The organism is Bacillus sp. FSL W8-1202, from assembly GCF_038006165.1.
Lineage (GTDB): Bacteria > Bacillota > Bacilli > Bacillales > Bacillaceae > Bacillus > Bacillus subtilis.
The window spans coordinates 2,973,178-2,999,395 of sequence record NZ_JBBOUR010000001.1 but is presented as its reverse complement, the minus strand read 5'-3'; the positions used below and the strand labels follow the sequence as shown (position 1 = coordinate 2,999,395).

The window sequence follows — 26,218 nt, the reverse complement described above, 5'->3', positions numbered from 1 at the left end:
AATGCTCATGGATTATGAAAAGGAACGAACAGAACGGGCTGAACGGATTCGAAAAGGCGGAGCGGAAAAGTATCATCAAAGCAATCGGGAAAAAGGCAAGCTCTTTGTCAGAGAGCGGCTTTCCCTTCTCTTTGACGATGACATTGAGCTAGAAGACGCTTTTTTTGCGGAATGTATGTCAGACGGGCTTCCCGCTGACGGAGTTGTAACCGCTATCGGCAAAATCGGCGGCCAAACTGTTTGCGTCATGGCGAATGATTCAACAGTGAAAGCGGGGTCATGGGGAGCAAAAACAGTTGAAAAAATCATCAGAATTCAAGAAACCGCCGAAAAATTAAACTGTCCGCTCATTTATTTAGTCGATTCGGCAGGCGCCCGAATTACCGACCAAATCAATGTCTTTCCAGGGAGACGCGGTGCAGGAAGAATTTTTTACAATCAAGTCAAATTATCGGGACGCATTCCGCAAATCTGTCTGCTTTTCGGACCATCTGCGGCAGGAGGCGCTTATATTCCGGCCTTCTGTGATATCGTCGTTATGGTAGACGGTAACGCCTCCATGTATTTAGGCTCGCCAAGGATGGCGGAAATGGTTATTGGAGAAAAAGTGTCTCTCGAAGAAATGGGTGGCGCCCGTATGCATTGCTCAATCTCCGGCTGCGGAGATATTCTTGCAGAAACTGAAGAAGAAGCCATACAGCTGGCGCGGGCTTATTTGTCTTACTTTCCGGCAAATTTTCAAGAAAAAGCGCCCATTCATGAGAAACGCCCGCCAAAACACTTCGACACCCCGCTTGCCGACGTCATTCCGCAAAATCAAAACGCGCCTTTTGATATGCATGAGCTGATTGAGCGGGTCATAGATGAAGACTCATTTTTTGAGATCAAAGCCTTATTTGCACCGGAATTATTGACGGGCCTCGCACGAATCCACGGACAGCCTGTCGGCATTGTTGCAAACCAGCCGAAGGTAAAAGGAGGCGTCTTATTCCACGATTCAGCAGACAAAGCGGCTAAGTTTATTACCTTATGTGACGCTTTTCATATCCCATTGCTGTTCTTAGCGGATATCCCCGGTTTTATGATTGGCACAAAAGTAGAACAGGCTGGGATTATCAGACACGGAGCAAAAATGATTTCTGCAATGTCGGAGGCAACTGTTCCAAAACTCTCTGTCATTGTCCGAAAAGCTTACGGGGCGGGGTTGTATGCAATGGCAGGGCCGGCATTTGAACCGGATTGCTGTCTAGCGCTCCCAACCGCCCAAATCGCCGTCATGGGCCCTGAGGCAGCTGTAAACGCTGTCTACGCTAAAAAAATCGCCGAGCTGCCAGAAGAAGAGAGAGCCGCATTTATCAGCAGCAAACGGGAGGAATACAAAGAGGACATCAATATCTACCGTCTGGCTTCAGAAATGATCATTGATGCTGTTATCCCAGCCAATTCGCTGCGTGATGAGCTGGCCAAACGGCTCAAGGCATACATGACAAAGGAAATGACATTTACCAATCGAAAGCATCCGGTTTATCCAGTGTAAAAGCAAGAACTTAGGAGCGCAAAAAAAGCGCTCCTTTATATATTTACAATAACAACATTATGTCAACTAATTACCTTTGCATAAAACGCTTGGTTTTTTAGAATAGTAAATAAAGGCTGCCGCACCTCTAGCGGCAATTGTCAGTTTATCATAAAAAGGGGCCTACATTATGTATCATTTATATTCACATAACGACTTGGACGGAGTAGGGTGCGGAATCGTAGCAAAATTGGCGTTCGGAAAAGACGTAGAGGTCCGGTATAACTCTGTCAACGGTTTAAACGCACAGGTGCAGTACTTTTTAGAAAAAGCGAAGGAGAGCAACAGACAGGATGCGTTATTCATCACCGATCTCGCCGTCAATGAAGAAAACGAAGAGAGATTGAATGAGTATGTTCATGCAGGGGGCAAAGTGAAGCTCATAGACCATCATAAAACAGCCCTTCATTTGAATGAGCATGAATGGGGATTTGTCCAGGTGGAATACGATGATGGAAGGCTCACATCCGCGACATCGCTTTTATATGGTTATCTCGTTGAAAATGGCTTCATGAAACCGACAAATGCCTTAGATCAATTCACAGAGCTCGTCCGCCAATACGATACATGGGAGTGGGAGCGGTACGATCAAAAACAGGCGAAGCGGCTTAATGATCTTTTCTTTTTGCTGTCAATCGATGAATTTGAAGCAAAAATGATCCAGCGCCTTTCCGCGCATGACGAATTTTTCTTCGATGATTTTGAAGAAAAACTGCTTGATTTAGAAGACGAAAAAATCGAGCGCTACCTCCGCAGAAAGAAAAGGGAAATGGTACAAACCTTTGTTCACGAACACTGTGTAGGCATCGTTCACGCTGAATCGTACCATTCAGAGCTGGGGAACAGGCTAGGGAAAGATAATCCGCACCTCGATTACATAGCGATTTTGAGCATGGGGTCAAAACGAGTCAGTCTCCGCACCATTCATGATTACATCGATGTGTCAGAAATCGCCGGCCGATATGGCGGCGGAGGGCATGCAAAAGCGTCCGGCTGTTCAATAACCGATGAAGTATACGAGTTGTTTGTAGCTGAAGCTTTCCGTATTGATCCTGTACGGCCGGATGCCTTCCGTAACATCTATAATCTAAAGGGATCTGCGAATGGATCATTATATGAAAATCGCGCACAAATGAGATTTTTTCTTTTCCCTTTAGACAACGAATGGAATATTCAAATTAACGGAGAAACCCAAGACGAAACATTCGCAGCGTTTGAAGAGGCAGAATGGTTTATTAAGAGAAATTATGCCGCATCGCTCGTGCGGGATGAAGTGTTTGTCGCATTTTTAGCGGAGAATCTGAAGCTGGCAAATCAACATCGGAAGTAAAAAAATATGCATAGGGGAGCGTCAGTCACCCCTATGCATATCTGCTAGCTATCGTTTAAATATGGCTGTACGTTTCTTAATCACAAAATAAAGGGCTATCACGACAACAGCCAATATCATAATCGGTGTTGTATAAGTGCCTGCTATATTCTCAACATCATCCCACTGGCTTCCTAGCTGTATGCCTAAATAAACAAACAGAATAGACCATGGAATGATAGCAAGCACAGTCAGTACCACAAATTTGAGAAAAGGCATTCTGGCAATACCTGCCGGAATGGATATGGCATGTCTGACAACCGGTATAAAACGAGCCGAGAAGACAACTCCGGCGCCGTATTTCTGAAACCAGTTTTCCGACATGTCGATATGATGCTTTTTAATCAATAAATACTTCCCGTATTTGTCCAGAAATGGCCTGCCGCCATAGCGGCCGATCCAGTAAATAAAGATCTGGGCAATGGTGCCCCCGATAACACCCGCAATAATTGCGCCAATAAATCCAATCGTGCCCTCCGATACCATATAGCCGCCATAAGCTAATACAATCTCACTCGGAATGATTTCAATCATTAACCCAATCGCAATACCCGCATATCCCATGTTCGTCAGCCATGTTAAAATTTCGCTTATCAAACTGCCCACATTCTTCACAACCTGTCCTAATCTTTTTCACTATTATATGACTGATTGACGAGCAAGATGGTTACAATTTTTTTACCGCAGCATTTCTTTCGTTTCCCGTTTGATCACATCTTCTAAATAGGCCAAAAGCTGAGATCTCATTTCGGGACGCATTAAGCCGATTTCGGTGCTCGCTTTAAAACAGCCTAGCTTATCGCCAATGTCATATCGATTTCCTTCCAGCAGCCGGGCATGGATCGGCTCCTTACGGCAAACCTCACGAAGCGCATCTGTCAGCTGAATTTCGTTGCCCGCGCCTCTGCCAATTGTCTTCAAAACGGAGAAGATCGAAGAATTCAGCACATAACGTCCCATCACTGCGATTTCCGAAGGCGCTTCTTCAGGAGAAGGCTTTTCCACTAAATCGTTCACTTCGTATACATGCCCTTGAGACCCTGATGTATTTATAATACCATATTTGCTGACATCCTCAGGGAGAACTGACTGTACACCGACAACCTCTGTGCCATAAACGTCATATACATCCATTAATTGCCGAAGAGCCGGTGTTTCAGACACCATAATATCATCACCTAAGAGAACGGCAAAAGGCTCATCTCCGATAAAATGCTCCGCACACAGCACCGCATGGCCTAATCCGAGCGGTTCTTTCTGGCGGATGTAATGAATGTTGGCCAAATCGGCAATCTGCTGCATTTCCTTAAGTGTCTCCGTCTTGCCTTTTTCCCGGAGATTGAATTCCAATTCCGCCGACCGATCAAAATGATCTTCAATCGAGCGTTTGTTTCTCCCTGTAATAATCAGTATATCTTCAATTCCTGACTCTGCGGCCTCTTCTACAATATATTGGATTGCTGGTTTGTCGACGATTGGGAGCATTTCTTTAGGCTGCGCCTTTGTCGCCGGCAGAAATCTCGTTCCTAAACCCGCTGCGGGAATAACCGCTTTTCTCACTTTTTTTCTCATTCATCCTCACTCCTGATCCTGTATGTTTTCAGCGAATCTCCAAATACCCAGATTCGGTTTCCGATAAAATTCATCATCATTCCGCCGATAGTGGCGGCGAGCTTACTCACCAAAAGCGAGCAGCCGCAATTTTGAAACAAATAAAGCAGCAAAAAGGTGATCCCCGACGCGGCAATATTAATCATGAGAAAACGCACGATCTCTTTCCCGTCAGCCTTACGTTTCACACAAAACGTCCAATTCCGGTTCCACACATAGCTGTTGACGATACCTGCAGTATAGGAGCAGATCTGCGCCGGCAGATAAGAGACATGACAAGCGGTAAGAAGAAAGAAGACACCAAAATCTATCAGCGTATTGCCGACGCCTACGGTGCAAAAACGGCCTAAGGTCTTTATTTTTTCTTTCAGCGTAACGGACCTCCCTTCATAAAAGATGCGAGTGGCAGTCATATTTGTTGTATGGATTACTATAGCGGACAGTGTTGAATAAACAATTAATAAAATATGAACAAAACATGAAAAAGCGGGTATACCGCTCAATAATTCTTATACACTTGAAAAAAACAGCCGCATTGAACGGCTGTTTTTTGTGTCTGAAAACATACAAATATAAACGGAGTGTTAGCCCCATCTTATCAATGAATAAATGTATCCAGTTCCTTTGTAGAATCGAACACTAACTCCTCCAAAAGTTTCTATACACAATTTTTTTAATGATGTAGGATGTTAGATAAAGGGATATATTGGATAATGATGTAATCTCCGTTCAATGTGATTAGTGGGAGGCCATGAACAATCCTGTCTTTTTATTTTCTGGACAATGGTCGCTAGGAATGGGGAAGTTTTTTTGAACAATTTTGAAGGAGTGGTGCGATCTCCTCGAAGAAAGGAGAGAATGGAGACACATGAAGATGAGCTTTCAGAACAAGAACTGGGGGAACATTGCTAAACAGCTTCCGGCTACTTTATGCGTGCAATCTTCGTGACCTGTTGTTATCAAATTCCAAAAGAAAATCCCCCATTTTAAGGAAAAAGGAGGATGTGAAGTGATGAGGAAAAAGTGTAGCGTATGTTTATTTGTTTTTGCTTTACTATTGAGCTGTTTATCTGGAAAGTCTGCGTATGCTGCCACCAGTAGTACAATTGCAAAACATGTAGGGAATTCAAACCCGCTTATCGACCATCATTTGGGCGCAGATCCGATTGCGCTGACCTATAACGGGAGAGTCTATATTTATATGTCAAGTGATGACTATGAATATAATAGCAACGGAACGATTAAAGATAATTCATTTGCCAATTTGAATAAAGTATTCGTCATTTCTTCAGCGGATATGGTGAACTGGACAGACCACGGAGCCATTCCAGTAGCAGGTGCCAATGGAGCTAATGGTGGCCGCGGGATAGCAAAATGGGCAGGGGCGTCATGGGCACCGTCAATCGCAGTAAAAAAAATCAATGGCAAGGATAAATTCTTCCTTTATTTCGCAAACAGCGGCGGAGGTATCGGGGTTCTCACCGCAGACAGCCCGATTGGTCCATGGACCGATCCAATCGGAAAACCGCTCGTAACGCCAAGTACGCCAGGAAAGTCTGGTGTTGTATGGCTTTTTGATCCGGCAGTATTTGTAGATGATGACGGCACCGGTTACCTGTATGCCGGGGGAGGCGTTCCTGGCGGTTCAAATCCAACGCAGGGACAATGGGCCAATCCTAAAACGGCTAGAGTCATAAAATTGGGGCCTGATATGACGAGTGTTGTTGGAAGTGCATCTACAATTGATGCGCCTTTCATGTTTGAAGATTCGGGATTGCACAAGTATAACGGAACATATTATTACTCCTATTGCATTAATTTCGGCGGCACGCACCCGGCCGATAAACCCCCGGGTGAGATCGGCTACATGACCAGTTCAAATCCCATGGGTCCCTTTACATATAGAGGGCATTTCCTGAAAAATCCGGGTGCATTTTTCGGAGGTGGCGGAAACAACCATCATGCTGTTTTCAATTTTAAAAACGAGTGGTATGTGGTGTACCACGCGCAAACTGTCAGTTCCGCTCTGTTCGGGGCCGGCAAAGGATACCGTTCTCCCCATATTAATAAGCTGGTGCATAACCCAGATGGATCCATCCAAGAGGTAGCAGCAAATTATGCAGGTGTAACACAGCTTTCCAATTTGAATCCTTATAACCGGGTAGAAGCTGAAACGTTTGCTTGGAATGGACGCATTTTGACAGAGAAGTCCACAGCACCCGGCGGGCCAGTAAATAATCAGCATGTAACAAGCATTCAAAATGGAGACTGGATTGCTGTAGGAAATGCAGACTTCGGAGCGGGCGGTGCCAGGTCATTTAAAGCAAATGTAGCATCCACTTTAGGCGGAAAAATAGAAGTGCGCCTCGACAGTGCTGATGGTAAGCTTGTTGGAACTCTGAATGTACCTTCCACAGGTGGAGCGCAAACGTGGAGAAAAATAGAAACTGAAGTAAGCGGGGCAACCGGTGTGCACAAAGTATTCTTTGTATTTACCGGAACAGGTACAGGAAACTTGTTTAATTTTGATTACTGGCAGTTTACGCAAAGATAGGACTCGTAATGGGACCGCTTAAAAACGAGGAGGGTGAAGTACGGGCCATCACCGGAACAGCCCGCCATTATGGATATGCCATGCAGATTTTTTAATACCGTAAAAGACACATGACGAAGGAGAGGAATAAATGATTCCACGCATAAAAAAAACAATTTGTGTACTATTAGTATGTTTCACTATGCTGTCAGTCATGTTAGGGCCAGGCGCTACTGAAGTTTTGGCAGCAAGTGATGTAACAGTTAATGTATCTGCAGAGAAACAAGTGATTCGCGGTTTTGGAGGGATGAATCATCCCGCTTGGGCTGGGGATCTTACAGCAGCTCAAAGAGAAATGGCTTTTGGCAATGGACAGAACCAGTTAGGATTTTCAATCTTAAGAATTCATGTAGATGAAAATCGAAATAATTGGTATAAAGAGGTGGAGACTGCAAAGAGTGCGGTCAAACATGGAGCAATTGTTTTTGCTTCTCCTTGGAATCCTCCAAGTGATATGGTTGAGACCTTTAATCGTAATGGTGACACATCGGCTAAACGGCTGAAATACAACAAGTACGCAGCATCTTAACGATTTTGTTACCTTCATGAAGAATAATGGTGTGAATCTTTACGCGATTTCGGTCCAAAACGAGCCTGATTACGCTCACGAGTGGACGTGGTGGACGCCGCAAGAAATACTTCGCTTTATGAGAGAAAACGCCGGATCGATCAATGCCCGCGTCATTGCGCCTGAGTCATTTCAATACTTGAAGAATTTGTCGGACCCGATTTTGAACGATCCGCAGGCTCTTGCCAATATGGATATTCTCGGAACTCACCTGTACGGCACTCAGGTCAGCCAATTCCCTTATCCTCTTTTCAAACAAAAAGGAGCAGGGAAGGATCTTTGGATGACGGAAGTATACTATCCGAACAGTGATAACAACTCGGCGGATCGATGGCCTGAGGCATTGGATGTTTCACATCATATTCACAGTTCGATGGTAGAGGGAGATTTTCAAGCTTATGTTTGGTGGTACATCCGAAGATCATACGGTCCTATGAAAGAAGACGGCACGATCAGCAAACGCGGCTACAATATGGCTCATTTCTCAAAGTTTGTGCGTCCCGGCTATGTAAGGATTGATGCAACGAAAAACCCTAATGCGAACGTTTACGTGTCAGCCTATAAAGGTGACAACAAGGTCGTTATTGTTGCTATCAATAAAAGTAACACAGGGGTCAACCAAAACTTTGTTTTGCAGAATGGATCTGCTTCAAACGTATCTAGATGGATCACGAGCAGCAGCAGCAATCTACAACCTGGAACGAATCTCACTGTATCAGGCAATCATTTTTGGGCCCATCTTCCAGCTCAAAGCGTAACAACATTTGTTGTAAATCGTTAAGAGCACAAAGACACACATAAATAATAGAGTGTCTGAATTGGCGATTTTCCGATTGGGAAATCGCTTTTTTATTTTGTTGCTGAATTACAGGAAGGAAGAAGAAAGGATGTACATAAAAACAGCAAAGCTTTAATCTTCATCCTTTCTAGTTTACATAATATATATTCTAGGAAGTAAGTAAAATAAATAAATTCCTGTCTCAATATCAAAGTATACTTAAGTTAGTGAGACAGAAATTGAAAATTTGATATTTTACTGCTGAATGACAAATCAAAAAAAGCGTCATATCGCCATATGCGCATTTGATAACAGAATCAGCAAACACATCATAGTCATAATCTGTAGAAAAACCTTGCTGCAGCTGTTTTTCGTAAACTTCGATCTGATCTTTTTGATGCTGGATGTCTTTTTCCTTACCTGGATAGTCCGGACCATTTATCATATTACTCATTTTTTTGTACAGCACCATATACTGTTTCAGTATTTCATCCACAACGCAAACCTCCTATTAGATGATGAAAACGGACATCGTTACTGATGTCCGCCAAAAAAAGCTTAACTAATTTGGTTCTGTTCCCCAAATCAGTTTTCCTTGATCATATAATGTGATTTTTTTCGTTGTTTTAAACGTATTTGATTTGAAAAAGGAATAATCGCCGCTTTGTGCATAATTGCTCCAGTCATCATTGTAAAGACGAAGCTGAATATTCCCTGTGCTTGCTCCCGGTGCCAGCGTTCCGTTTTTAAATCCAAGTTCCAGATAGGTATCCGCACCTTGCTTTGGTTTATGCAACGTCACAAACTTGTGTGTCACATTGCCGCATCCAATCTGCGCGTAGTCACAGTCAACGTTTTGGCCTTTGTTTTTCGCTTTATACCAGTAACGGGCAGTGACATCTTTTAAATCAACCGTGGTATTGCCGTTATTTTTTATTTGAAGCTGCGGACGGATTTGGTTGCTGTTCATACTCCCATCCCCTGCTCTGTATTTTACAGAAATACCGTTTTCCTGTGTGGGTTTATCTTTTGCAGGCGTTTCAGGAATATCCCTCGTCGAATCTTTGGTGCCGAGAATGTTTTCTCTAACGAATGTTCCTGAAGCAGATAAATCTGACAACCGCCAGCCGCCTGTTTTAGATGCCCCCGGCTTTAAAGCTGAGGATGATTCCTGCTTATCAGAAAGATTCCAGTTCACCCAGCTGATGGTCTTGCTGTCGAGATATTTCAGCCATTCCCTCGATTGATCAAGGAATACACCGCCATTTCCAGACGCGTCGCTTGTTCCCCATTCTGTCACAAAAACAGGTGCTCCTTTGCTGAGTGCATAGTTTGCTTTATCCCGTAAAAATTGGCCGTGTGTGCCGGCATAAAAATGAAGTGCGTACATAACGTTTGCATCTTTTAGCTGGTCATCGGCAGCATCATTTACATCCTGGCTCCATGTACCGGTTCCGACAATGATGATGTTGTCTGGATCATTTTTGCGGATAACGGAAATCACTTCTTCCGCATATGGTTTAATATCACGCTTCCAGTTCACATCACCGTTTGGTTCGTTTGCAATTTCATAAATGACGTTTGGCGTGTTACCGTAAAGACTTGACATTTCCTTGAAGAATTCTTTTGCCTTCTCTTTATTTTGGTTTGGATTACCGTCATTTAAGATATGCCAGTCAATGATGACATATATCCCAAGCTCTTTTGCCGCTTCAACCGCTTCTTTTACTTTATTTTTCACGGACGGGTTGTCAATATAACCGCCATCTGCCGTATACATCGCTGCACGGAAAACGGTGATACCCCAATCGTCCCTCAGCCATTTTAAGCTGTCTTTATTGACATATTCTCCATACCATTGCAATCCGTGTGAACTGATCCCCTTCAGCTGTACCGCTTTACCGTCTCGGTTAACGAGCTGTGTACCTTTTATGCTAAGCTGGCCATTCTTGGCTACTGGCGTTTTTGTCCCTGCTGCTGATGCCGGCGAAGCCATCATGCCGCCCATTGTCAATAACGTAATCAATAAACACGTAATAAAAATAGAGATTGACCGTTTCATATCTGATCTTTTCCTCCTTCGCATCATTTTGGCTCTCCACTTCTTATGAGCACGAACTCATTGTAAAAATCTTTCTCATGATTGTCTATCAACCTAATTTCTTGTTTTTGGGAGGTTTAAAAGCCTGTCAATTTGCTCTATCTCCATTGAATAAGACACACATGACACTTATAGAACAAAGAAAACCGGACTGAATTGGGACTTTACACGTCATTTTTCATTCGAGTCGAAAAATTAAATTTATTTCCAATAATGAAAAAGCTGCATTCAACTATTGAATGCAGCTTTGTTTTATATTTAAATTATGCTTCTTGTTTCTCATCTTCCCATGTTTCAGCGTTTTTCAGCCCTGGGATGTTTTTCGCTTTGAATACAGGATCAAGTCCTTGTTTACGCTGTTTCGCGTAATCTTTATACACTTTGTAAGCAACGTTTGACAGCAGCGTAATCACAATTAAGTTGATCAGCGCCATGATACCCATAAAGAGGTCCGCCATATCCCAAACGATTTGGAAGCCTGATAAAGATCCATACACAACCATAGCAATTACAGCGATACGGTAAATGTTCAGCCATGTTTTGCTTGTTTTAATAAATTCAATGTTTGTCTCGCCATAATAATAGTTGCCGACAACTGAACTGAATGCAAACAAGAACATTGCGACTGCGATGAAAGTCGGCGCCCAGCCTCCAATATGATGGTTAAGAGCAGCCTGTGTGACTTGGATGCCGTCGCCTTTTGGCGTTACACTGTACAGCAAAATAATAAATGCTGTGGACGTACATATGATAAATGTATCAAAAAATACGCCTAATGTTTGAATAAAGCCTTGCTTTGCCGGATGGGATACATGAGCCGTCGCAGCCGCGTTTGGTGCGCTCCCCATTCCTGCTTCGTTTGAAAAAAGTCCGCGCTGCGCACCGATAACGATGATGCCGCCTATTCCGCCGCCGACGACTTGTTCAAAACCTAAAGCATTTTTAACAATTGTAGCGATAACGCCAGGGAAAGCTGTAATATTCGTGATGACAACAAATAAAGCGATAAGGATATAAATGCCTGCCATAACCGGCACAATTAACTGTGAAACAGCGACAACACGTTTTAAACCGCCGAAAATGATAAACGCAGTTAAAACCGCCAGAACTATGGCTACAACTATTTTATTCACATGGAATGCGCCATCCAATGCTCCAGCAATTGTATTTGTTTGAACAGCGTTAAAAATCAAGCCGAATGAGACGGTAATTAAGATTGCAAAAACGATGCCAAGCCATCTGGCTCCAAGACCCTTTTGAATGTAGTAAGCCGGGCCTCCGCGGAAATCCTCCCCGTCTCTCACCTTATAAAGCTGCGCTAACGTACTCTCAACAAAACTTGAAGCCATACCTACTGCAGCTACTACCCACATCCAAAATACAGCGCCTGGTCCGCCTGTCGCAATTGCTAAGGCTACACCAGTCAAATTCCCTGTGCCGACTCGGGATGCGGCCGAAATAAAGAACGCCTGCATAGATGAAACACCTTTATTTCCTTCCGGCTTCTCCCCTACTATTCTGAACATTTCAATAAAATAACGGAATTGGATAAAACCAAAACGTATGGTAAAAAATAATCCAAGCCCTATTAAAATATAAAATAGGTAATTCCAGATGAAATCACTTGGAATATTAATTAAACTATTGAAAAAAGACTCCATATTTACCTCCCGTTTTCATCAATTCAACACGAATTCGATTTTGATGTTAGATTTTTTAACATAACGAGTTTTATTATATCACAATATGACGAATTAGGAAGTTTTTTCGAGAAGAATATTGTCATAGCCAGATGTTACTCTGTCGACCCCTTCTCTATTATTTTCCTACGAATAAAAACATTCCTTGCAAGCTGGCTTTTAAAAAAGAGTGCCCTATTAACAATGTAATCATTTCTTCCCATTCTCTTGCCTTTCCCTTTGATTTAACACATAAATAAAGTAATAAACCCTAAACAACAAACATATCATTTAAAATATGTTTTTATTCACACCATAAACCGGGTATACATACGCTAATAAAAGAAGTTTTCTCTTTCAAAAATAAGCAAAAAGATATATACTTAACAAGGTTAAATTTATTTTTAAATTTAATAAATCAGGTTTACTTTTAGGATGGATTGGGGTATTATTATAAAAATATTCAGTAATATTAAAGGAGGGGGAGATCATTTGAAAAAAGTAACGATATTGAAAGCATCCATCTTATTCTTGGCGATTGCCAGTTTTCATTTGCTCTCAATTCCCCACGCCTTTGATATCGGCCATCATTATAAAGCCGTAGCCGACCAGCAGGAAATGCATGAGATGAAAGCCGGCCAAAATGCTGATGATGAGAAGAAATCCATCACAGGGGCATTTACGCTGACCGCTTTATGGGCAATGGCTGTTCTGCTGCTGACCGCTGAAAGCAAAAGTACGGGATACTCCCGCAGACGTCAGCGGAAAAAAAGCTTTATACTGGCCAAATTTTATCAATCGTCTTATTTCGGCAAACTTCATGTTCAACATCACCCGATTATGTAACGAAAATATGAGGAGGCTGTTAAACATGTTGTTTATCTTAAGAATGGTGATTTTAGGCTTATTTTCTTTCACAGCGCTGAATTTATTTGTATGGCAGGGGATTGAAGTCATTCATGCTGTAACAGATCTATTCACCAACCATGAAAGCTGATAAAAAACAAACGAAACCCGCTCATATAGTATGAGCGGGTTTTTTATTATTGTTCTGTATGAAGGCGCCAAACAGCTGTAACCTTACCTGATTCCTCTTCATCAAAAAAGAAAGAGCCATTGCTGTATCTGTCGTTTGTCCGCAACTCTTTTGCCTGCAGTTCTTTTCTGTCACCTTTTTCTGTTTCTGCCATTAGTCGCTGTTCAAGACCGCAAGCGAACAGTGCTACAACACGATGAGGATTCTTTTTCAGTTCCCTTAGCATTACGACACCGCGTTTTGCGCGGGATGTCTTCTCGAACTCAGAAAGACCCATGCGTTTTACCGCTCCCCGCTGTGTGAACAAGACAATTGAATCAGATTGCTGAAGGATCTCACCGGAGACAACAAAGTCATCCTCTTTTAAGTTAATCCCTTTGACACCTGCCGCACGCGCGCCAACTACATTCACTTCGTCTTCTCCAAACCATAGACCATACCCTAAGTGAGTGGCCATAAAGATCTGGCTTTCCCCATTTGTTACATGTACATCAATCAGTTCATCTTCACCCTTCAGATTTAAGGCTACAAGTGCCTTAGAATAACGCTGTGCTTTATAATGAGTGAGCTCTGTCTTTTTCACCATGCCGTTTTTCGTAAAGAATAGAAGATATGCCGACGGATCAAATTCTTTTATCGGTATAGCCTTTACAATCGTTTCATCACGGTCAATAGTGATTAGATTTGAAAAATGCTGGCCCATGTCCTTCCATCTGATATCAGGCAGCTGGTGAACAGGACAATAGATGTAGCTTCCTTTGTTCGTAAAGAGCAGCAGCACGTCTGTCGTATTCATTTCAAACTGATGCAGCATCCTGTCCGTATCTTTCATTCCGAAATCCTGACCGTTGGAAGCGGCAAATGAGCGCTGGCTCGTCCGTTTTAGGTAACCATCCTTCGTAACGGTTACATATACATCCTCAGATGCAATCATGACTTCGAGATTGATTTTAATTTCCTCAATTTTTTCTTCAATCACGGAGCGTCTCGTATCTGCATATTTCTTTTTCAGTGCTTTTAAGCTGTTTGTAATCACTTTTAGCAGTTTTTTATCATTGCTCAGAATAGATTCGAGCTCTTCAATTTTTTTACCGAGCTCTTCTGCCTCTTCCTTAAGCGCTGTGATATCGGTATTGGTTAAACGATATAGCTGCAATGACACGATGGCTTCAGCCTGAGGCTCTGTAAATTCATAGTTGGCGATCAAATTGTTTTTAGCGTCACGTTTATCGCTAGAAGAACGGATTGTTGCAATCACTTCATCCAAAATAGACAAAGCTTTCATGAGCCCTTCTACGATATGATGTCTGTCTTTTGCTTTTTGAAGCTCGTAAACGGACCGGTTTGTGACAACTTCCTTTTGGTGTCCGATATATGCATCCAAAATAGACGGCAGGCTCATCAGCATCGGACGGCGGTTATGGATAGCCACCATATTGAAGTTATATGTGATCTGCAAATCAGTATTTTTATATAAGAAATTCAAAATGCCTTTGGCATCAGCTTCTTTTTTCAGTTCAATGACCACTCTCAGCCCTGTTCGATCCGTTTCATCACGAACCTCTGAGATGCCTTCAACCTTTTTATCAATACGGAACTCGTCCATTTTTTTTACAAGGTTTGCTTTATTTACTTCAAATGGAATTTCAGTAATGACAATTTGTTCTCGTCCGCCTCTGATTGTTTCAATTTCAGCCTTTCCGCGGATAATGATTTTTCCTTTTCCGGTTTCGTAAGCTTTTCTTATCCCGTCAATGCCCTGAATAATACCGCCTGTCGGAAAATCAGGCCCTTTAATGACTTCCATGAGTTCATCAACAGAGCAAGATGGCATTTGAATACGCTTAATGACAGCATCAATGACTTCTCCCAGATGATGAGGGGGAATGTCGGTCGCGTATCCTGCTGAAATACCGGTAGATCCGTTGACCAATAGGTTAGGAAACATCGCCGGGAGTACGACAGGCTCCTTGCTTGTGTCATCGAAGTTCGGCACAAATTCAACCGTGTTTTTGTCAATATCCCGAAGAAGCTCAGATGCAATCGGAGATAATCGTGCCTCTGTATAACGCATGGCTGCCGGGGGATCTCCGTCGATACTTCCATTGTTTCCATGCATTTCGATTAACACATTACGAACTTTCCAATCCTGGCTCATCCGCACCATTGCTTCATAAACCGAGCTGTCACCGTGCGGATGATAGTTACCGATGACGTTACCGACCGTTTTGGCCGCTTTTCTGAAGTTTTTATCAAACGTGTTTCCATCTGTATGCATTGCATACAGAATTCTGCGCTGTACCGGCTTTAATCCGTCTCTCGCATCGGGCAGCGCCCTGTCTTGAATAATATATTTACTGTAGCGTCCAAAACGGTCGCCGATCACCTCTTCTAATGGTAAATCATGAAATAATTCTGGCTGTGACAATCATTAAACCTCCTCAGCGACCGATAAGTTTTCATTTTCTAAAATATTGCTTTCTTCATCTAAGCCGAAAGCGACGTTTTTCTCAATCCACTTTCTGCGCGGCTCTACTTTGTCTCCCATTAACGTCGTCACACGTCTCTCTACACGTGCCGCATCGTCAATTTTGACCCTAACAAGTGTGCGGGACTCCGGATTCATCGTCGTTTCCCACAGCTGGTCTGCGTTCATCTCTCCAAGACCCTTATATCGTTGAATGGTATAGCCTTTGCCGACTTTTTTCAGGACATCACCCATCTCTTCATCAGACCATGCATATTCAATGATTTCCTTCTTCCCGCTTCCTTTACTGACCTTATATAAAGGTGGCAGCGCAATGAACACCTTGCCATGCTCAATGAGCGGTTTCATATAGCGATAGAAAAAGGTAAGAAGCAGCACTTGAATATGGGCGCCGTCAGTATCGGCATCAGTCATAATGATGATTTTGTCGTAGTTGATGTCATCGATTGAGAAATCTGCCCCGACTCCCCCGCCGATCGCATGAATGATCGTATTGATCTCTTCATTTTTAAAGATATCAGCAAGCTTAGCTTTTTCTGTATTAATGACTTTACCGCGTAAAGGCAGAACCGCCTGGAATCTGCGGTCTCGTCCCTGCTTGGCTGACCCGCCTGCTGAATCTCCCTCAACGAGATACAATTCATTTTTTGCCGGGTTTCTTGAACCCGCAGGCGTCAGCTTTCCGCTTAAAGTCGCTTCTGATTTTTTTCGTTTTTTGCCGCTTCTTGCTTCTTCACGAGCTTTGCGTGCCGCTTCGCGCGCCTGGCTCGCCTTGATTGCTTTTTTGACAAGAAGCGTTGCGGTGTCCCGATTTTCCTCTAAAAAGTAAGCAAGCTGTTCTGAAACAATCGCATCCACCGCTGATCTTGCTTCACTGGTACCGAGCTTTCCTTTTGTTTGTCCCTCAAATTGAAGAAGCTCCTCAGGTATGCGGACAGAAATAATGGCTGAAAGCCCTTCCCTTATATCGGTGCCTTCAAGGTTCTTATCCTTTTCTTTCAGCAAAGCCACTTTTCGCGCATATTCATTAAAAGCACGCGTCATCGCAGTTTTTGCACCTGACTCATGCGTCCCGCCGTCTTTTGTTCTGACATTGTTGACAAACGACAAAATATTTTCAGAATAACCATCGTTAAACTGGAACGCAAAGTCCACTTCTATAGAATGATGCTCACCCTCAAACGAGACCACTTCAGACAAGACGTCTTTTTCTTCATTTAAGTAAGCAACAAACGCTTCTATGCCGTTTTCATAATAAAAGACCTCATGCTGGTCATTGCGTTCATCAATCAGCTCAATTTTCAGTCCTTTTAACAAAAACGCAGACTCTCTTAAGCGCTCAGAGAGCGTTTCAAAATTATAAGTGGTTGTGCTGAACATCGTTGGATCTGGCTTAAAGTGTGTAAGAGTTCCCGTCTTTTTTGTTTTGCCGATCTTTTCGAGAGATGTAACCGGTTTTCCTCCATTTTCAAATCGCTGCTGATAGACAAAACCGTCCCGCTCAATGGTAACCGTCAGCCATTCAGATAAAGCATTCACGACTGATGCACCAACTCCGTGGAGCCCGCCGCTTGTCTTATAGCCGCCTTGGCCGAATTTCCCTCCGGCATGAAGCACCGTTAAAATCACTTCAGGGGTTGGTTTGCCGAGCTTATGCATTCCGGTCGGCATGCCGCGGCCTCTATCCTGTACAGAAATACTATTGTCTTTATGTATTTTGACGATTATGTGATCTCCATGGCCGGCAAGCACCTCGTCGACAGAGTTATCTACAATTTCATAAACCAAGTGGTGCAAACCCCGTGCGTCAGTAGAGCCAATATACATACCCGGCCTTTTCCTGACAGCCTCAAGGCCTTCGAGCACCTGTATGGCATCTTCGTTGTAATCAAATTGCTGTTTTCTAGCCAAACGTACAAACCCCTTTCAAAAACTAACATTGTCTTTCTCTTTTTCAGTGTTACACATCATTTGTATATAAGATATTTTTTATAAACCTCGCCTCGAGCCAGTACTGCCTTGGACTCTTCATTATAACCAATATGTTTGCAATCGCAACATAGAGCTAACGAATCAGTTCTTCTCAAAACATCGGCTAGTGCTGTTTTTACACTATGAGAACGTATGTTTGTTTATTATATATAAAGCAGCAGACCTTCGCAAATCGAACGGCCGAAACCCAGCTGGACAAGGTATTCAAAAAAAGCTGTTCAAGCTTTATTGTATCTGTTTCACCGTAATACGCAAACAATATCTTAAAATTAAAAAGCAAAAATCCTTGAATTTACAAGGATTTTTGCAGTTCTGCACCTATTTTGTTACAGCGTGTGCCACTTTTATGCACAGATCCATAATAACCGTTCTGCCTTTTTCTTTTAGCATCTGGTATGCTTCCTCATTAACTAGCCCTTGCTGTGCCCAAAATACTGGCGCATCTGTCTCTAAAAACTCTTCCGCCACTCCAGGAAGCTGTTCTGAGCGCCGGAATACATTTACGATGTCAATCGGACCGTCTATCTCTTTTAAAGATGAAACGGCTTTGACACCTAGCGCCTCATCAATTGTAGGATTCACAGGGATAATTTCATAACCCGCGTCCTGCATTGCTTTTGAAACCATATGTGACGTTCTATCCGGACGGTCTGAAAGCCCTACTACCGCTATACGTTTGCTTCTTTGAAGAATCTCTTTAATTTCCGCTTTAGAAGGGTTTTGCATCGTGTGTCACTCCTTTTTCACTTATTTTACACGATCAAAACAGGAGAAATCAAAATATGATGCATGTTTGATTGGATTTGTAAGCAAACTTTACAAAAAAAACTTATCATCAGATCATGACATCTCATGTTAAAATAAAAAGAAGGGAATTTGAAAAAGGAGAAATGTAGATGTTAATTGCTTTATTGATTATTTTGGCCTACTTGATAGGCAGCATTCCATCTGGCTTAATTGTGGGCAAGCTTGCCAAGGGAATTGATATTCGGGAGCACGGAAGCGGCAACTTAGGCGCTACCAATGCATTCCGTACATTGGGTGTAAAAGCTGGTTCGGTCGTCATAGCCGGAGATATTTTGAAAGGGACACTGGCAACTGCATTGCCTTTTCTCATGCATGTTGATATTCACCCGCTTCTTGCAGGAGTCTTTGCGGTTTTAGGCCACGTGTTTCCCATCTTCGCCAAATTTAAAGGCGGTAAAGCCGTGGCGACATCAGGAGGCGTTTTGCTGTTTTACGCACCCCTGTTATTTATCACGATGGTTGCGGTATTCTTCATCTTTTTATACTTGACTAAATTTGTTTCTCTCTCATCGATGTTAACAGGGATCTATACTGTTATATATAGTTTCTTTGTCCATGATACGTATTTATTGATTGTCGTTACCCTGCTCACTATTTTTGTGATATACAGACACCGAGCGAACATTAAACGAATTATCAATAAAACAGAACCTAAAGTAAAATGGCTATAAGCTTAAAAAACTTCTCTTTTGACACAGAATAGCCTAATACGTTTATAATAGAGAAAATTCAAATGAAGAACAAAGGGGTGTTCTGTTATGAATATGACAATTAACGAAGACGCATTGAACTGGTATAAAGAAGAACTCGATTTGGAAAGCGGAGACCAGGTTCGCTTTTTCGTCCGCTATGGAGGCTGCAGCAACGTTCAAAAGGGTTTTTCTCTCGGTGTAGCGAAAGATGCCCCACAAGAGGCTGGAGTCACTGCAGAAGCTGACGGCATTACCTTCTTTATTGAAGAAAGTGATTTATGGTACTTTGATAACCACGACCTTCTCGTCAGCTATTCAGAAGACGCTGATGAACCGGTTTTTGAATACCAATAAAAAAGAACGCACATCATGTGCGTTCTTTTTTTACAAATGAAATCGTATAAGATGATCGGTTAGGTTCTCTTGTTCTAAAATATATTTTTGTGTTTCACCCAGCAGATCGAAGTGAGGAAATTCACTTTTCTTATGGATCCATTCTTTTTTTAACCCGTACGCCGCTCCCCACTGAACCAGCTTATCAATGTCTGCACAGCCGGCTTTTGTCACAGTCCTTGCTTCTGGAAATCGGTCATCCAGCCAGTAATGTGTTAAAAATGCGATTTCTCCTCTTTTCACTGCTTGTTTCCACCGGTTAAGTTCCTCCCGTTTCACACCAAACGCCATATCCCGTTCACTTCCCTATTTTTTGGCCTTTTCATATGCTGTGTGCCAATCAGGAAAAGCTTTGCGGAATTGAATTGGCTTAAAGCTTTCTTTATCCACACAAATATGAGATGAGGTGGCTTTGATGGAAAGCTCACCGGCCGGATTATAAATGTGGTAACCATAGACGGTTTTAAATCCGTTATAGTCCTCTATCCATGTATGTACAACCGCGGTTTCTCCGTAATGAAGCGGCTTTTTATAGGAAATATTGATATCAACGACTGGGGACAGAACGCCTTTTTTTTCCATATCACTATATAAAAAGCCTAAGTCCTTAATCAAGGCCGTTCTGCCGACCTCCATCCACACAAGATAATTTGCGTGATAGACAATTCCCATTTGGTCTGTTTCTGCATAACGCACTTCTATTTCTTTTTTGGATACATGCAAGATTACTCTGCTCCCTTAACGTCAATTTAGCCCCATTTTACCATAATCAAATCAGAAAGAAAAAAACCAGGTTTCCCTGGTTTTTTAAGAACGGTATCCGTTTTGTCTCGCTGCGGATTCGTCCTGTATTTCATTACGAAATGATTCAATGCTCTGTTCGCGTCTCGCATTTTTTTCTTTGATACGCTGTTTATCTTCTCCAGAAGCAAACTCCATTGATGCTTCTGCTTCTTCTATATTTTCAATTGTATTTTGAACCATATCCTGCAATTTTTCCACATTGTCAGAACGATCATCAGGATTAGGCTGCTGATATTGATTTTGGTTCTTTGTCATTCGGATGTACCTCCTAGAAATAAACTCGAATTTTCGCTACTCGCCTTTTGTCTGCATGATAATCGGCCGCTGTCCTGAAGTATCATGCATTTTTTCCCCTTTATTGGCTTTATATTTTACAGGCTTTGTACCCAAGTGGCTTGGAGCATATTGAGGCTGACCGTTTTTCTTGTTGTTTCCCATGTTTATCCCTCCTCAACAGATAGGTTTCTCAAAAGGAGGGGTAAACATGAATACAAATTAAAGGTTATTTTTGCTTAAATCGCTGTTCAAGCTTTTCCTCAAGCTGATTTAAATACTCTGTATTGGTCATCAGCTCTTTTTTGTTTTCCATGACGAGCTCATGAAAAGAACGTTTTCTCATCTTCTTCACGCTTCTCACCTCCGCATATTCTTTTATTTTTTCCAATTCTGAAAACTTGTAAGCATATCTGAGCATAAAAAAAACTGAATCTAATCAAGATCCAGTTTTTGTTCCATTTCTTTTTTTGTCATGGTGCCAACATGTATGTCTTGGATAACACCTTTTTCATCTAAGATATATGTCGTTGGATATGACATCACGTTATAGTCAGCATTGATCCCTTTTTTATCAATCAGAATGGGGAACGTTAAGTCATAAGTATCAGCAAACGCTCGGACCTGTTTCTCACTTTTCTCAGCTGAAGTGAAATTTACCGCAACAACCGCAAGTTTGTCGGCGTACTCTTTTTGCAGCTTTTCCATCGCAGGCATTTCCTGACGGCACGGCTTACACCAAGTTGCCCAAAAATTGAGCAGCACTTTTTTGCCTTTTGCATCCTGTAAAGAGCTTTTCTCTCCTGATAGCGTTTTCAAAGAAAAATCAGGTGCTTGTTGCCCCTCTTGAATTCCGACTTCTTTTTTGCTGTATGTTTGATATAAATTCCATCCCGTATAACCGACTAGCATGATAAGCAGGATCCCTGCGAGCCATTTTTTCAGCATATGCCACCTCCGCAGCACATTGTGTCATAAAAAGAAGAGAAAGCGAAATGCCTTCTCTTCCTATTGATTCATCAGGACTGCTTCATTTTTTCACGAAGCACCATTTGAAGGATGCCGCCATGGCGGTAGTAATCAATTTCAACTTCACTATCAAAGCGGACGACTGCTTCAAAAGTTGTTACATTGCCGTCTTCATTGATTGCTCTTACAGTCACAAGGTCACGAGGACGAACTGTTTCATCAACATCTACCTCGATGACTTCTTTACCCGTTAAGCCGAGTGTATCCGCATTTTCACCTTGTTTAAACTGAAGCGGCAGCACACCCATGAATACAAGATTGCTTCTGTGAATTCTTTCGAAGCTCTCTGCAATGACCGTTCTGATGCCGAGAAGGTTTGTTCCTTTTGCAGCCCAGTCACGTGAAGATCCCATACCATAGTCTTTTCCTGCTAATACGACAAGACCAGTTTTATCTTCTTTGTATTTCATGCACGCATCATAGATGGATGTTACTTCACCAGTCGGCCAGTACGTCGTAAATCCGCCTTCTGTACCCGGTGCAATTTGGTTTTTGATCCGAATGTTTGCAAATGTTCCTCTCATCATGACTTCATGGTTTCCGCGGCGGGAACCGTAAGAGTTAAAGTCGCGAGGAGAAACACCTTTTTCTTGCAAGTACTTTCCGGCAGGCGTATCTTTTCCGATTGCCCCCGCAGGAGAAATATGGTCAGTTGTGACTGAATCGCCGAATTTACCGACAACACGCAAACCTTTTAATGGTTCAACCTTGCCTGGCTCAACAGACATTTCTTCGAAGAATGGCGGGTTTTGAATGTAAGTTGACTCGCTATCCCATTTATATAATGCTTCATCTGTTGTTTCAATTTCGTTCCAGCGCTTGTTGTCATCAAATACTGTTTCATACTCTTTGCGGAATAGCTCTGGCGTAACAGTTTGCTTAACAAGTGCATTGATTTCGTCCATTGACGGCCAAATATCATTAAAGTATACGTTTTGACCATCCTTGCCCACACCGATTGGATCGGTTTTCAGGTTAATGTTTACCGTTCCAGCCAGCGCATATGCCACAACAAGCGGCGGTGAAGCAAGATAGTTGCCTTTAACAAGCGGGTGAATACGTCCTTCAAAGTTACGGTTTCCGGAAAGGACAGACGTAATCAGAAGATCATTTTTCGCAACCGCTTCTTCGATTTCCGGTGAAAGCGGGCCTGAGTTCCCGATACATGTTGTACAGCCGTACCCAACGAGGTTAAAGCCAAGCTCTTTCATGTATGGAAGAAGGCCTGAATTCACAAGATATCCTGTAACAACTTTAGAACCCGGTGCAAGTGACGTTTTCACGTAATTAGGCACCTTAAGCCCTAACTCAACCGCTTTTTTCGCTACCAGTCCGGCGCCGATCAGAACGTATGGGTTTGATGTATTTGTACAGCTTGTAATCGCAGCAATGGCGATCGCACCCGTTTTCATAACTGTTTCTTCGCCGTTAAGGAGTTTAAACTTAATTTCTTTATTTTCTTCCTCAGCATTTAAACCGAATCCTTGGTTACCTGCAGGGCTGACTAATTGCTTTTTAAACGTTTCCTGCATAGCAGATAGCGGGATCAAATCCTGAGGACGCTTTGGACCCGATAAGTTTGCTTCAATTTGAGACAGGTCAATTTCAACCACATCAGTAAATTGAGGGTCTTCCGCATCTGGAGTGTAGAACAAGCCATTGCTTCTGCAGTATGCTTCAACAACATCAATATGTTCAGGATCACGGCCTGTCAGGCGCAGGTAGTTAAGCGCTTCTTCATCTACTGGGAAGAATCCGCATGTAGCACCGTATTCCGGAGCCATATTCGCAATTGTTGCGCGATCTGCAAGCGGCAGTTCAGCAATTCCCGGTCCGAAGAATTCAACAAATTTACCGACAACGCCTTTTTCACGCAGCACTTGTGTTACTTTTAACGCCAAGTCAGTAGCTGTTGTTCCGTTTGGAAGCTTGCCGACAAGTTTCGCGCCGATTACCTCTGGAACTGGGAAGTAAGAAGGCTGTCCAAGCATTCCCGCTTCAGCTTCAATTCCACCGACACCCCAGCCGAGAACACCGATACCGTTAATCATTGTTGTGTGTGAGTCTGTTCCGACAAGCGTATCAGGATACGTTACAAGCTCGCCGTCTTCTTCAATGGCATGGACAACACTTGCCAAGAACTCAAGGTTGACCTGGTGCACAATACCTGTTGCAGGCGGCACTGCCTGATAATTGTTAAACGCTTTCTTTGCCCAGCTTAAAAATTTGTAGCGCTCTGCATTTCTTTCGAATTCCAAGTCCATATTTACTGCTAATGCATCTTCTGTACCCGCTTTATCTACCTGTACAGAGTGGTCGATAACGAGATCAACAGGAATTTCAGGGTTGATTTTATCAGGATCTCCGCCGACAGCTGCCATTGCTTTACGCAGTGAAGCCAGATCTACTACTGCCGGAACCCCTGTGAAGTCTTGTAAAATAACACGAGACGGTTTGAACGGAACGTCGATATCCTTTAATTCGGCAGTTCCCCATTTTGCCAAATTTTCCACGTGTTCTTTTTTGATAACGAAGCCGTCAACTTGACGCAATACTGATTCTAAAAGAACTTTGATGGAATAAGGAAGCTTCGAAACCTTTCCTATACCTGAATCTTCTAACGCTTTTAAAGAGTAGTAATGATATGTTTTCCCATTTGTAGTAAACGTTTTTCTCGCTTGGAAAACGTCTTTTGCTGCAGTTTTTTGCTCGTTTGCCATTCTCCAAAATCCCCCTTCAGATCAGATCATTCTCAGATGAACATTACATTCCATCACAATTTTCTCACAATTTCATATTAAAACAAAATCATACATAAGTAAATATCAATGTTTTTATTAAATACAATAAGTTCGACTTATGAGAAAAATGTACCGGTAATTTTTACTGTTTACGCTCTCTCATATAACACAATAAAAGAAGCCATATTATGATTGAGGTGATAATGATGGTCAAAAGAAAAGCGAATCACGTCATTAACGGAATGAATGACGCAAAAAGCCAAGGCAAAGGCGCCGGCTATATTGAAAACGACCAGCTTGTACTGACTGAAGCAGAACGCCAAAATAACAAAAAAAGAAAAACCAATCAATAACACCGAACTCTTTTAAGGAGGTTCTCATTTTATGACCAATAAGAATACAAGTAAAGATATGCATAAAAACGCCCCTAAAGGACACAATCCCGGCCAACCCGAGCCTCTAAGCGGAAGCAAAAAAGTAAAAAACCGAAACCATACAAGACAAAAGCACAACTCAAGCCATGATATGTAAGAAAAGCAGACCTTAGTGTCTGTTTTTTTATGCGTTCACCCATTTATAATCCACCGCATATGATGTAAAGCAAGGTTGATATGTGGAGGAATGCTTCCATGAACCATTCAAAACGCAACGATGCGAATGATTTCGATAGTATGGATGAATGGCTTCGGCAATTTTTTGAAGACCCCTTCGCCTGGTACGACGAAACATTGCCTATTGATTTATATGAAACAAGTCAGCAGTATATTATAGAAGCGGATCTGACTTTTTTACAGCCTACACAAGTAACAGTTACCCTTTCTGGATGCGAGTTCATCTTAACTGTCAAATCGTCAGGACAGACTTTTGAAAAACAAATGATGCTTCCTTTTTATTTTAATGACAAAAACATTCAAGTCGAATGCGAAAATCAAATACTCACAGTCGCCGTCAATAAAGAAACAGAAGATGGCTCTTCTTTTTCTCTTCAATTTCCTCTCAGCTAAACATAAAAAGTCACTTTCATCCCCTATTATGAAAGTGACTTTTTTTCCGTCCATTTATCGTCAAATACCCTCTAGTGACTCTCCCATGGCCAAATAGCAGATTCACTATACAATAGAATATGATCTACTATCTCTTTTGACTAGACGTCTATCACTTTTTTCTATTCTTTTTTTACTGTGTTCTTCTAATCTCTCTTCGTATACAATATGGTTAGAATAAGGGGGAATGATTGATGCTGGAAGGATGGTTTTTATGGTTTATTCTGTTTTGGGTAATCATGATGGTAGTCTTATTATCAATCGGCGGTTTTTTCATGTTTCGAAAGTTTTTAAAGCGTTTACCAAAAGAGGACGGCAGATCAGAGCTTGATTGGCAGGATTACTATATTGAAAACAGCAGACATTTATGGAACGATGAAAACAAACAGTTTCTAGATGAATTGACTGCGCCCGTGCCAGAGCTGTTCAGAGATGCAGCAAAAGCTAAAATCGCAGGCAAAATCGGTGAGCTTGCATTAAAAGAAAAGGTAGCAAAGATTGATCAGCAACTTATGATCAAAGGCTATATTCTCGCAACTCCTAAAAGAGACCATTCCTTCTTAAAAAGGCATCTGCGGGACAAAAAAATCGATTTGGAACCTTATCAGACCCTTCTCAAATAAAAAACCTTTCCTGACAAGGGAC

At 42.3% G+C, this 26,218-nt stretch carries 26 protein-coding genes and 2 pseudogenes; 12 read left to right on the top strand and 16 right to left on the bottom strand.

Going from position 1 to position 26,218, the window contains the following annotated elements; translation table 11 throughout:
• Position 1 precedes the first annotated feature (1 nt).
• Together NSQ09_RS15660 and nrnB are read left to right on the top strand one after the other, a co-directional pair.
• Positions 2–1,537, top strand: coding sequence for an acyl-CoA carboxylase subunit beta (locus NSQ09_RS15660; protein WP_080344200.1), 1,536 nt, complete (start codon positions 2–4; stop codon positions 1,535–1,537).
• Positions 1,538–1,706: 169 nt separating this feature from the next.
• Positions 1,707–2,906 (top strand): oligoribonuclease NrnB, encoded by a 1,200-nt coding sequence (gene nrnB / locus NSQ09_RS15655; RefSeq protein WP_017696504.1) that lies wholly within the window; start codon positions 1,707–1,709, stop codon positions 2,904–2,906.
• A 48-nt stretch (positions 2,907–2,954) separates the two neighbouring features.
• Here nrnB and NSQ09_RS15650 read toward each other — a convergent pair whose 3' ends face one another.
• The 3 genes and pseudogenes from NSQ09_RS15650 to NSQ09_RS15640 form a co-directional block, all read right to left on the bottom strand.
• On the bottom strand, positions 2,955–3,551 hold the full coding sequence (locus NSQ09_RS15650; RefSeq protein WP_003231529.1) for a DedA family protein: 597 nt from the start codon (positions 3,549–3,551) through the stop codon (positions 2,955–2,957).
• 72 nt (positions 3,552–3,623) lie between these two features.
• Positions 3,624–4,517, bottom strand: coding sequence for a UTP--glucose-1-phosphate uridylyltransferase GalU (gene galU / locus NSQ09_RS15645; RefSeq protein ID WP_003245127.1), 894 nt, complete (start codon positions 4,515–4,517; stop codon positions 3,624–3,626).
• A gap of 6 nt (positions 4,518–4,523) precedes the next feature.
• Positions 4,524–4,969: pseudogene (locus tag NSQ09_RS15640) on the bottom strand (GtrA family protein).
• 599 nt (positions 4,970–5,568) lie between these two features.
• Here NSQ09_RS15640 and xynD point away from each other — a divergent pair.
• Positions 5,569–7,110, top strand: a complete 1,542-nt coding sequence (xynD, locus tag NSQ09_RS15635; RefSeq protein ID WP_017696507.1) for an alpha-L-arabinofuranosidase — start codon at positions 5,569–5,571, stop codon at positions 7,108–7,110.
• Positions 7,111–7,240: 130 nt separating this feature from the next.
• A pseudogene (gene xynC, locus NSQ09_RS15630) lies at positions 7,241–8,498 on the top strand (glucuronoarabinoxylan endo-1,4-beta-xylanase XynC).
• 205 nt (positions 8,499–8,703) lie between these two features.
• Here xynC and NSQ09_RS15625 read toward each other — a convergent pair.
• From NSQ09_RS15625 to NSQ09_RS15615, 3 genes are all read right to left on the bottom strand, one after another.
• Entirely contained in the window at positions 8,704–8,991 is a 288-nt protein-coding gene (locus NSQ09_RS15625; RefSeq protein ID WP_341031929.1) for a YnfE family protein, read from the bottom strand.
• A 66-nt stretch (positions 8,992–9,057) separates the two neighbouring features.
• Positions 9,058–10,557, bottom strand: a complete 1,500-nt coding sequence (gene eglS, locus NSQ09_RS15620) for an endo-1,4-beta-glucanase EglS (protein ID WP_341031926.1) — start codon at positions 10,555–10,557, stop codon at positions 9,058–9,060.
• A 302-nt stretch (positions 10,558–10,859) separates the two neighbouring features.
• Positions 10,860–12,257, bottom strand: a complete 1,398-nt coding sequence (locus NSQ09_RS15615) for an alanine/glycine:cation symporter family protein (RefSeq protein ID WP_015383775.1) — start codon at positions 12,255–12,257, stop codon at positions 10,860–10,862.
• 510 nt (positions 12,258–12,767) lie between these two features.
• On the opposite strand from NSQ09_RS15615, the gene NSQ09_RS15610 reads away from it, so the two are divergent.
• Together NSQ09_RS15610 and NSQ09_RS15605 are read left to right on the top strand one after the other, a co-directional pair.
• Positions 12,768–13,121 (top strand): hypothetical protein, encoded by a 354-nt coding sequence (locus NSQ09_RS15610; protein WP_014476950.1) that lies wholly within the window; start codon positions 12,768–12,770, stop codon positions 13,119–13,121.
• A gap of 25 nt (positions 13,122–13,146) precedes the next feature.
• The gene (locus NSQ09_RS15605) at positions 13,147–13,272 is read left to right on the top strand and encodes a hypothetical protein (RefSeq protein ID WP_003231548.1); all 126 of its coding nucleotides are present in this window, start codon (positions 13,147–13,149) and stop codon (positions 13,270–13,272) included.
• Between the two features lie 46 nt (positions 13,273–13,318).
• Here the strand turns inward: NSQ09_RS15605 and parC are convergent, their stop codons facing one another.
• From parC to NSQ09_RS15590, 3 genes are all read right to left on the bottom strand, one after another.
• Positions 13,319–15,739 (bottom strand): DNA topoisomerase IV subunit A, encoded by a 2,421-nt coding sequence (gene parC / locus NSQ09_RS15600; RefSeq protein WP_341031923.1) that lies wholly within the window; start codon positions 15,737–15,739, stop codon positions 13,319–13,321.
• Positions 15,740–15,742: 3 nt separating this feature from the next.
• Positions 15,743–17,710, bottom strand: coding sequence for a DNA topoisomerase IV subunit B (parE, locus tag NSQ09_RS15595; RefSeq protein WP_014479944.1), 1,968 nt, complete (start codon positions 17,708–17,710; stop codon positions 15,743–15,745).
• A 399-nt stretch (positions 17,711–18,109) separates the two neighbouring features.
• Entirely contained in the window at positions 18,110–18,517 is a 408-nt protein-coding gene (locus NSQ09_RS15590; RefSeq protein WP_003245606.1) for a CoA-binding protein, read from the bottom strand.
• Positions 18,518–18,687: 170 nt separating this feature from the next.
• Here NSQ09_RS15590 and plsY point away from each other — a divergent pair, with 170 nt between their 5' ends.
• Positions 18,688–19,269, top strand: a complete 582-nt coding sequence (plsY, locus tag NSQ09_RS15585) for a glycerol-3-phosphate 1-O-acyltransferase PlsY (RefSeq protein WP_003231560.1) — start codon at positions 18,688–18,690, stop codon at positions 19,267–19,269.
• 87 nt (positions 19,270–19,356) lie between these two features.
• A complete protein-coding gene (locus NSQ09_RS15580) occupies positions 19,357–19,644 on the top strand; it encodes a HesB/YadR/YfhF family protein (RefSeq protein ID WP_003231562.1) in 288 nt (95 codons plus the stop codon).
• Between the two features lie 30 nt (positions 19,645–19,674).
• On the opposite strand, the gene NSQ09_RS15575 is transcribed toward NSQ09_RS15580, so the two are convergent.
• The 7 genes from NSQ09_RS15575 to acnA all read right to left on the bottom strand — a co-directional run bounded on the left by NSQ09_RS15575 (position 19,675) and on the right by acnA (position 24,509).
• On the bottom strand, positions 19,675–19,974 hold the full coding sequence (locus NSQ09_RS15575; protein WP_024571429.1) for a hypothetical protein: 300 nt from the start codon (positions 19,972–19,974) through the stop codon (positions 19,675–19,677).
• A 15-nt stretch (positions 19,975–19,989) separates the two neighbouring features.
• Positions 19,990–20,406: a YbgC/FadM family acyl-CoA thioesterase gene (locus tag NSQ09_RS15570; RefSeq protein ID WP_003231566.1), complete on the bottom strand. Its 417-nt coding sequence runs from the start codon at positions 20,404–20,406 to the stop codon at positions 19,990–19,992.
• 84 nt (positions 20,407–20,490) lie between these two features.
• The gene (tlp, locus tag NSQ09_RS15565; RefSeq protein ID WP_015714015.1) at positions 20,491–20,742 is read right to left on the bottom strand and encodes a small acid-soluble spore protein Tlp; all 252 of its coding nucleotides are present in this window, start codon (positions 20,740–20,742) and stop codon (positions 20,491–20,493) included.
• Between the two features lie 36 nt (positions 20,743–20,778).
• A complete protein-coding gene (gene sspN, locus NSQ09_RS15560; RefSeq protein WP_003231569.1) occupies positions 20,779–20,925 on the bottom strand; it encodes an acid-soluble spore protein SspN in 147 nt (48 codons plus the stop codon).
• 64 nt (positions 20,926–20,989) lie between these two features.
• Positions 20,990–21,115 (bottom strand): FbpB family small basic protein, encoded by a 126-nt coding sequence (locus tag NSQ09_RS15555; RefSeq protein ID WP_003244964.1) that lies wholly within the window; start codon positions 21,113–21,115, stop codon positions 20,990–20,992.
• Between the two features lie 80 nt (positions 21,116–21,195).
• Entirely contained in the window at positions 21,196–21,708 is a 513-nt protein-coding gene (locus NSQ09_RS15550) for a redoxin domain-containing protein (protein ID WP_003244797.1), read from the bottom strand.
• Between the two features lie 71 nt (positions 21,709–21,779).
• Complete coding sequence (acnA, locus tag NSQ09_RS15545; protein WP_003231573.1) at positions 21,780–24,509, bottom strand: aconitate hydratase AcnA; 2,730 nt, start codon at positions 24,507–24,509, stop codon at positions 21,780–21,782.
• 227 nt (positions 24,510–24,736) lie between these two features.
• On the opposite strand from acnA, the gene sspO reads away from it, so the two are divergent.
• The 4 genes from sspO to yneK all read left to right on the top strand — a co-directional run bounded on the left by sspO (position 24,737) and on the right by yneK (position 26,196).
• Complete coding sequence (sspO, locus tag NSQ09_RS15540; protein ID WP_003244839.1) at positions 24,737–24,883, top strand: acid-soluble spore protein SspO; 147 nt, start codon at positions 24,737–24,739, stop codon at positions 24,881–24,883.
• Positions 24,884–24,914: 31 nt separating this feature from the next.
• Positions 24,915–25,061 (top strand): small acid-soluble spore protein P, encoded by a 147-nt coding sequence (locus NSQ09_RS15535; RefSeq protein ID WP_003221237.1) that lies wholly within the window; start codon positions 24,915–24,917, stop codon positions 25,059–25,061.
• An 80-nt stretch (positions 25,062–25,141) separates the two neighbouring features.
• Positions 25,142–25,534 (top strand): outer spore coat protein CotM, encoded by a 393-nt coding sequence (cotM, locus tag NSQ09_RS15530; protein ID WP_010886520.1) that lies wholly within the window; start codon positions 25,142–25,144, stop codon positions 25,532–25,534.
• A gap of 233 nt (positions 25,535–25,767) precedes the next feature.
• Positions 25,768–26,196 carry a DynA interaction protein YneK gene (gene yneK / locus NSQ09_RS15525; RefSeq protein WP_017696519.1) on the top strand — a complete coding sequence of 143 codons (429 nt, stop codon included), beginning with the start codon at positions 25,768–25,770 and terminating at the stop codon, positions 26,194–26,196.
• The last annotated feature ends 22 nt before the right edge of the window (positions 26,197–26,218 follow it).